This window comes from Janthinobacterium sp. Ant5-2-1, from assembly GCF_001445815.1.
In the GTDB taxonomy this organism is placed as follows: domain Bacteria; phylum Pseudomonadota; class Gammaproteobacteria; order Burkholderiales; family Burkholderiaceae_D; genus Janthinobacterium; species Janthinobacterium lividum_E.
The window spans coordinates 23,518-30,346 of record NZ_LNCE01000067.1; the positions used below are offsets into that span (position 1 = coordinate 23,518).

General features: G+C 65.3%; 5 protein-coding genes. 1 reads left to right on the forward strand and 4 read right to left on the reverse strand.

The features are described 5' to 3' along the window. The first annotated feature begins 86 nt into the window (after positions 1 to 86). On the forward strand, positions 87 to 1,448 hold the full coding sequence (xseA, locus tag ASN89_RS20945) for an exodeoxyribonuclease VII large subunit (RefSeq protein ID WP_058050626.1): 1,362 nt from the start codon (positions 87 to 89) through the stop codon (positions 1,446 to 1,448). 81 nt (positions 1,449 to 1,529) lie between these two features. Here xseA and ASN89_RS20950 read toward each other — a convergent pair whose 3' ends face one another. The 4 genes from ASN89_RS20950 to ASN89_RS20965 all read right to left on the reverse strand — a co-directional run. Next, complete coding sequence (locus ASN89_RS20950; RefSeq protein WP_058050627.1) at positions 1,530 to 3,980, reverse strand: TonB-dependent receptor; 2,451 nt, start codon at positions 3,978 to 3,980, stop codon at positions 1,530 to 1,532. A gap of 107 nt (positions 3,981 to 4,087) precedes the next feature. Beyond that, positions 4,088 to 5,140, reverse strand: a complete 1,053-nt coding sequence (locus ASN89_RS20955; protein WP_058050628.1) for an ABC transporter ATP-binding protein — start codon at positions 5,138 to 5,140, stop codon at positions 4,088 to 4,090. Position 5,141: 1 nt separating this feature from the next. Beyond that, positions 5,142 to 6,509 (reverse strand): GH1 family beta-glucosidase, encoded by a 1,368-nt coding sequence (locus ASN89_RS20960; protein ID WP_058050629.1) that lies wholly within the window; start codon positions 6,507 to 6,509, stop codon positions 5,142 to 5,144. A gap of 26 nt (positions 6,510 to 6,535) precedes the next feature. Beyond that, on the reverse strand, positions 6,536 to 6,829 hold a 294-nt coding region (locus tag ASN89_RS20965), incomplete at its 5' end, for a carbohydrate ABC transporter permease (protein ID WP_161911788.1).

Here is a 6,829-nt window from a genome sequence, read left to right on the forward strand (position 1 = left end):
ATAGAACTTGTTGTTTTGCGCGATATATGACATAAGCATGACCTCGCCGATAATATGTGGACAGTTCCCTTCCCGCTCCCAGCTTTATGATGACCGACAACCCGACTGACAGCGGCTTTGCCGCCCCACCCGTGCTGACCGTCAGCGCCCTGAACCAGGCCGTCGCGCGCCTGCTTGAGCGCTCGTTCCCCCTTACCTGGATCGCCGGCGAGATTTCCAACTTCACGCGCGCCGCTTCCGGCCACTGGTACTTCACCCTGAAGGACGATGGCGCCCAAGTGCGCGCCGTGATGTTCCGCGGCCGCGCCCAGTACGCGGGCTTCACGCCGCGCGAAGGCGACAAGGTTGAAGTGCGCGCCCTCGTCACCCTGTACGGCGCGCGCGGCGATTACCAGATCAACGTGGAAGCCATTCGCCGCGCCGGCGTGGGCGCCCTGTACGAAGCGTTCCAGCGCCTGAAGGAAAAGCTGGCCGCGCAGGGACTCTTCGACCAGGAGCGCAAGCGCGCCATCCCCATGTTCGCGCGCAGCATCGGCATCGTCACCAGCCCGCAAGCGGCCGCCCTGCGCGACGTGCTGATCGCGCTCAAGCGCCGCGCACCGCACGTCAACATCATCCTGTATCCCACGCCCGTGCAGGGCCAGCAGGCGCCGGAAAAAATCGCGCACGCCATCCGCACGGCATCAGCAAGGGCCGAGTGCGACGTGCTGCTCGTGTGCCGTGGCGGCGGCAGCATCGAGGATCTGTGGTCGTTCAACGATGAAGCCGTCGCTCATGCGATTGCCGACTGTTCCATGCCCGTGATCAGCGGCGTGGGACACGAGACGGATTTCACCATCGCCGACTTCGCGGCCGACCTGCGCGCGGCCACGCCGACGGCGGCGGCCGAACTGGCGGCCACGCCGCGCGCCGACTGGATGGCTTCCCTGCGCGCCGATGCGGCCGATTTGCGCCGTGCCATGCGCCGCAGCCTCGACGACGCGGCGCAAACCCTGGACCGCCACAGCCGCCGCCTGCTCAACCCGAAGGCGCAGCTGCAGCAGCAGCGCTTGCAGTTGCTGGCCCTGTCGACGGCCATGACGCATGCGGCGCGCGCGCCCGTGAACCAGTCGCAGTACGCGCTGGAACGTCTGCGCTCGCGCTGGGCCAACTTGCGGCCCGACGTCACGGCAGCGCGCGCGCAACTGCTGGAAGCCCAGCGGCGCAGCGGCGCGGCCATGGCGCAGCAGCTGGGCCAGCGGCGCCACCGCCTCGACGGCCTGGCGGCGCAGCTGGAACTGCTCAATCCCCAGCGCACCCTGGAGCGCGGCTACGCGATACTGCGCGATGAAAAAGGGAATATCGTGCGCTCGCCGGCGCAGCTGCAGGCGCGCCAGAACGTCAATGTACGCCTGGCCGAAGGCAGCGCGCAGGTCGGCATCGCCAGCGTGCAGGCGACGTTAGAGTAAAAAAGGCCGGGGAAGAACCCCGGCCCAACACCTTCCCTACTGAGTGGACTGCTACCGCAACTGCTCTTTCACACTGCCTGATTAAAACTTCATCGACACGCGCGCGCCAAACGTGCGCGGCGCGTTGTAGAAAGCGCCGTAGATCTGCTGCGTGGGCTGGCATGGCATGCCGACGTCCGTGCAGATTTCATTGACGTCGAGTTTGACGGCCTTGTCGGTGGCGTTCTGCACGAACGCTTCCACCGTGTAGGCCTTGTTGGCCGGCTGGAAGCGCAGGCTCAGGTCCAGGGTCGTGTAGGCTTCCTGGCGCTTGACGCCGGCGTGGCCCGGCACGTCGCCGTTGAACGCGCCCGCCCCCACATACGACATGGTTTCATAGTGCACCGAAGCGCGCGGCGTGATCTGGCCGCCGGCGACATTGAAATCATGCTCGTACTGCACGGTCGTGGAAAACTTCGGCGCATGCTTCATGGTACTGCCGCCCACGTTCACCAATGGCGCCGTCGAACCGCAAGACTGGCCATTCGCACGCGCCGCATCGACGTCGCACGACATGAAGTCGTCATACACGGCTTTCAACCAGGTGGCGTTGCCCGTCAGGCGGTCAACCTTCGTTGGCCGCCACACCCATTCCGCTTCCAGGCCCTTGACGGTGGCGCCGGCCGCATTGAAGTTGGCCAGCACGCTGTTGACCACCTGCGATTCCAGCTTATCCTTGTACTTCATCAGGAAGGCGTCGAGGTTCAGGGTCAGTTCGCGGTTCAGCAAGTCCGACTTGAAGCCGATTTCATAGCTGGTCAGCTTTTCCGGCTTGGTGGTGGCGCCGCCGTCGCCGATGGCCGGCGAATGGAAGCCCGTCGTCACGGAACCGAACAGCAGAATGTCCGGGCGCAGCTTGTACTCGATGCGGCCCAGCCAGGTGGCCTGGCCGTATTTCAGGTCGGCCGTATTGTCGCCTGGCGCACTGCCGCAGGTGGCGGCCGTGATGGCGCCGCCCGGGCCGATATTGTGCGTGTTGGCCAGGCCCGTGCCCGGCGTGACAAGCTGGCGCAGCTGGTCCGCAGTGAGGACCGTGGTGCCCAGCGGCGTGTTCGCGGGCCAGTTCGGGCACGCCCAGTTCTTGCCGCCGACGTCGAATTTATGGTCTTTCGTGTAGCGCGCGCCGGCCGTCAGCTTGATCTGGTCCGTCACTTGCTGGCTGACCTGGCCGAACACGGCCTTCGACTTCAGTTGGCGGTCGCCCTGGATGAAGGACATCGACGAGGCATACTGACCCACGGTCGGCTGCACGAAGATCACGGCGCCGTTGGCGATATCCTGCTGCACGGCCGCCTGCGAAATCTGGCTGCGGTCGATGTCGAAGCGCACCTTGTTCTTTTCATTGAACAGGAACAGGCCGGCCACCCACTGGAACGGCGCGTCGTCGTCCGAGCGCGCCTGCAGCTCGTGCGAATAGCTGTCGAACTGCGCCCAGTCCGTGCGGTTTTCCGACTTGAAGCCGGGGAACAGGCCCGCATCCGAGTCGTTGCTGTTCTGGCGCTTGTAGCGGCTCCAGCTGCCCAGGTACGTGAAGTCCAGCGCATCGGTCGGCTTGTAATTGAGCTTGCCCTTGTAGGTCAGAATGGACTGGTCCAGGGTGCCCGGCGTGTCGATCAGGGCCGAGCGCAGCTTCTCGCCCCGTTTCGGTTCAGCCGCCAGGTAGACGTTGCCGGCGCCCTGGTCGAGGAAGTAGTCGGCGATGAAGGTGCCGCGCAGCTGCGGCGTGAACTTCCACAGCAGCGAGGCGCGCACGCCCATCTGGTCGCCGGCGCCATACTTCGCCGTGCCCGGCATGACGTTCGAGCCGCGGCGGAAGTCCACCGTGCCGTCGTGGCTATCCTTGATGGCGGCGATGCGCAGCGCCACGTCGTCGGAAAACGGGATATTGATCATGCCCTGCGTCTGCAGGTGGCGCTTGTCGCCCACAGTGATGCCGGCCGAGCCCATGAACTTGGCCGTGCTTGGCGCGGCGGAGACGAGGTTGACGGCGCCGGCCGTCGAATTGCGGCCGTTCAGGGTGCCCTGCGGTCCACGCGCCACCTCGACGTGCGACAGGTCATACATCAGCGCCGTGGCGCCCTGCGGACGCGGCGAATACACGCCGTCGACATAAAAGGCGACGGCCGGGTCGCCCAGCTCCGTGTGGTTGGCCGAACCGACGCCGCGCATGTAGACGTGCACGCCGCCCGAGTCGCCATGCTGCTCGACGACGAGGCTGGGCACCATGGTGGCCAGCGATGCCAGATCCTTGACCTGGTTGTTTTGCAGGGTATCCTGGTTGAAGGCGGTGACGGCCAGCGGCGTCTCCTGCACGAAGGTATTGCGGCGCGTGGCCGTGACGACGATGCGGTCCATCTGCTCGGCGGCCGGCTTTGCCGCGTCGGTGGCTGCAGCCTCCTGGGCCATGGCGGCGCCGCTGCCCAGCAAGATGAACTGGGCGAATGTCGCATGCGCCAGGCTGAGGGCGATGGTGTTGCGTTTGAGCTGTTGCATTGTTGTTGTCTCCTGTACCGCTGGTTGATTGATGATCACATAGCTCTTTGGCTATTGCTGCACATTTTTGGGGTGTCAATCTGAAGTCATGTCGCCTCCGTGCGGGGTCAATGGGTAGCCACGGCGCGCCCGGCCGTGTCGAATAGAAAGGCATGGCCTTCTTCCGGTGCAAAGCCGATGGCGCTGCCCTGCGCCAGACTGTGGCGCGCCTCGCCATGCAGCTTGATGGCCACCGCGTGCGAGCCGCCGTCGATGCGTCCGTCGAGCATCGCGTGGATGATTTGCGCGTCGCCCAGCTGCTCGATCAGGGTCACCGTGGCGCCATAGCCTTCGTGGCGCGGCACCAGGCGCAGGTGTTCGGGACGTATGCCGACCAGCATGCCCGCCTCGCCGCCAAGCTGGCTGGCCAGTGCGGGGACGGCGCCGCACGGCAAGAAGTTCATGCGCAGCGCGCCGATGAAGCCGGCCACGAACTTGCTGGCCGGATGGCGGTACAGGTCCAGCGGCGCCCCCACCTGCTCCAGGTGGCCGCCGTGGAAGACGGCGACCCGGTCACCGAGGGTCATGGCTTCGACCTGGTCGTGGGTCACGTAGATCATCGTCGTGCCCAGTTCCTGGTGCAGCTTGGCCAGCTCGATGCGCGTCTGCACGCGCAGCGAGGCGTCAAGGTTGGACAGCGGCTCGTCAAACAGGAACACCTTGGGCTGGCGCACAATGGAACGGCCGATGGCCACGCGCTGGCGTTCGCCGCCCGACAGGGCCTTGGGTTTGCGCTCGAGCAGGTGCGTGATCTGCAAAATCTCGGCCACCTTGCCGACAGCCGCGCGCACTTCCGCTTCCCCCTTGCCGGCCAATTTGAGGGCAAAACCCATGTTGTCGCGCGCCGTCATGTGCGGATACAGGGCGTAGCTCTGGAAGACCATGGCGATGCCCCGCTCGGCCGGCGCCACGTCGTTGGCCAGCAGGTCGCCGATGCGCAGCTGGCCCGCGCTGATGTCTTCCAGCCCCGCGATCATGCGCAGCAGGGTCGACTTGCCGCAGCCGGACGGCCCGACAAAAACCATGAATTCGCCGTCATGGATATCGAGGTCCAGCCCCTTGACGATTTCCGGGCCGTCGCCGTAGGTCTTGCGGATGCCGCGCAGGGAAATGGCGGCCATGTCAGTGCTCCTCGACCAGGACGGCGGCGTGGGATGCGCGCTGCGCGGCGATGAAGTCGCGGTACCACAGGGCGCTGTCCTTGAAGCTGCGCTGCTGCGTGGCGTAATCGACGTAGACCATGCCGAAGCGCTTGGCGTAGCCCGAGTTCCACTCGAAGTTATCCATCAGGCTCCAGTAGAAATAGCCGCGCACGTCGATGCCCTGCGCGATCACGGCGCGCAAAGCGTCCAGGTGCAGCTGCACGTACTCGATGCGCGGCGCGTCGTGGATCTTGCCGTCGACGGGCTTGTCGGCCACGGCCATGCCGTTTTCCGTGATGTAGACGGGCGGCAATCGGTATTCGCGGTGCAGGCCGACCAGCAGTTCCGTCAAGCCTTGCGGATAGGTTTCCCAGCCCATGTCGTTGACACCGAGCTTGCACTCGGGCTTGCGCGGCGGCGTCTCGGCGCTCATGAAAGCGCGCGTGTAATAGTTCACGCCGAGGAAATCGATGGGCTGCTTGATATCTATGAAATCGTTTTCAAAGATGGATAAAGCAGAAGCGTCGACGTGTTTCAGGGCCAGGGCCGGGTAGCGGCCCTTGAAGATGGCGTCCATATACCACTGCACCGAGCGCGCATATTCGAGTTCGGCCAGCTCGCGGTCCTGGGCGCTGTCCGTGGCCGGCGTGGCCGTCCATTGATTGAGCACGATGCCCAGTTTCGCGGGCGGATTAACGGCGCGCATCGCCTGCATGGCCAGGCCGTGCGACAGCAGCAGATGGTGCGACACTTGCACGGCGGCGGCCGGGTCGGCCATGCCGGGGGCGAACTGGCCCGTGCCGTGGCCCAGCACGGCCGTGCACCACGGTTCGTTATGGGTGGCGATGCTGGCCACCTTGTGGCCGAAGCGGCGCGCCACCTCGGCCGCGTAGGCGGCAAAGTGGTAGCAGGTGGCGCGATTGAGCCAGCCGCCCTCGTCCTGCAAGGCTTGCGGCAAGTCCCAGTGGTACAGGGTCAGATGCGCATCGAGTCCCTTGGCGGCCAGAGCGTCGAGCAGGCGCCCATAGAAATCGAAGCCGGCCTCGTTCCAGGCGCCGGAACCCGTGGGCTGCACCCGCGACCAGGACATGGAAAAGCGGTAGGCGTTCACGCCCAGGCTGGCGATCAGCTCCACGTCTTCCGCGTAGCGGTGGTAATGGTCGCAGGCCACGTCGCCATTGCTGCCGTCGATGATCTTGCCGTCCGTATGGCTGAAGGTATCCCAGATGGAGGGGCCCCGGCCGTCGATGGCGGCGGCGCCCTCGATCTGGTAGGCGCTGGTGGCCACGCCCCAGGTGAAGGTGGCGGGGAAATTGGTGTCAATGTCGTCGTTATGCATGGTGGTCATGTCAGTGTGAGTGGATTAAAAGAGTGCTAGCCTTTGACGGCGCCTTGCGTCAGGCCCTCGATCAGGCGCTTCGAGGCGACAAAAAACATCAGCAGCAACGGCAGCACGGCGATGGCGGCGCCCGTCATCAGCGCGCCCCACTCCGTGTTGTTGGGCGCCTGCATGCTGCGCAGGGCCAGCGGGATCGTATAGTTTTCGACCGAGCGCATGACGACCAGCGGCGTGATGAAATTGTTCCACGAGTTGATGAAGGTGATCAGGCCCAGGGTGCCCATGGCGGGGCCGATCAGCGGCAGCACGACCCGCCCGTAGATGGCGAA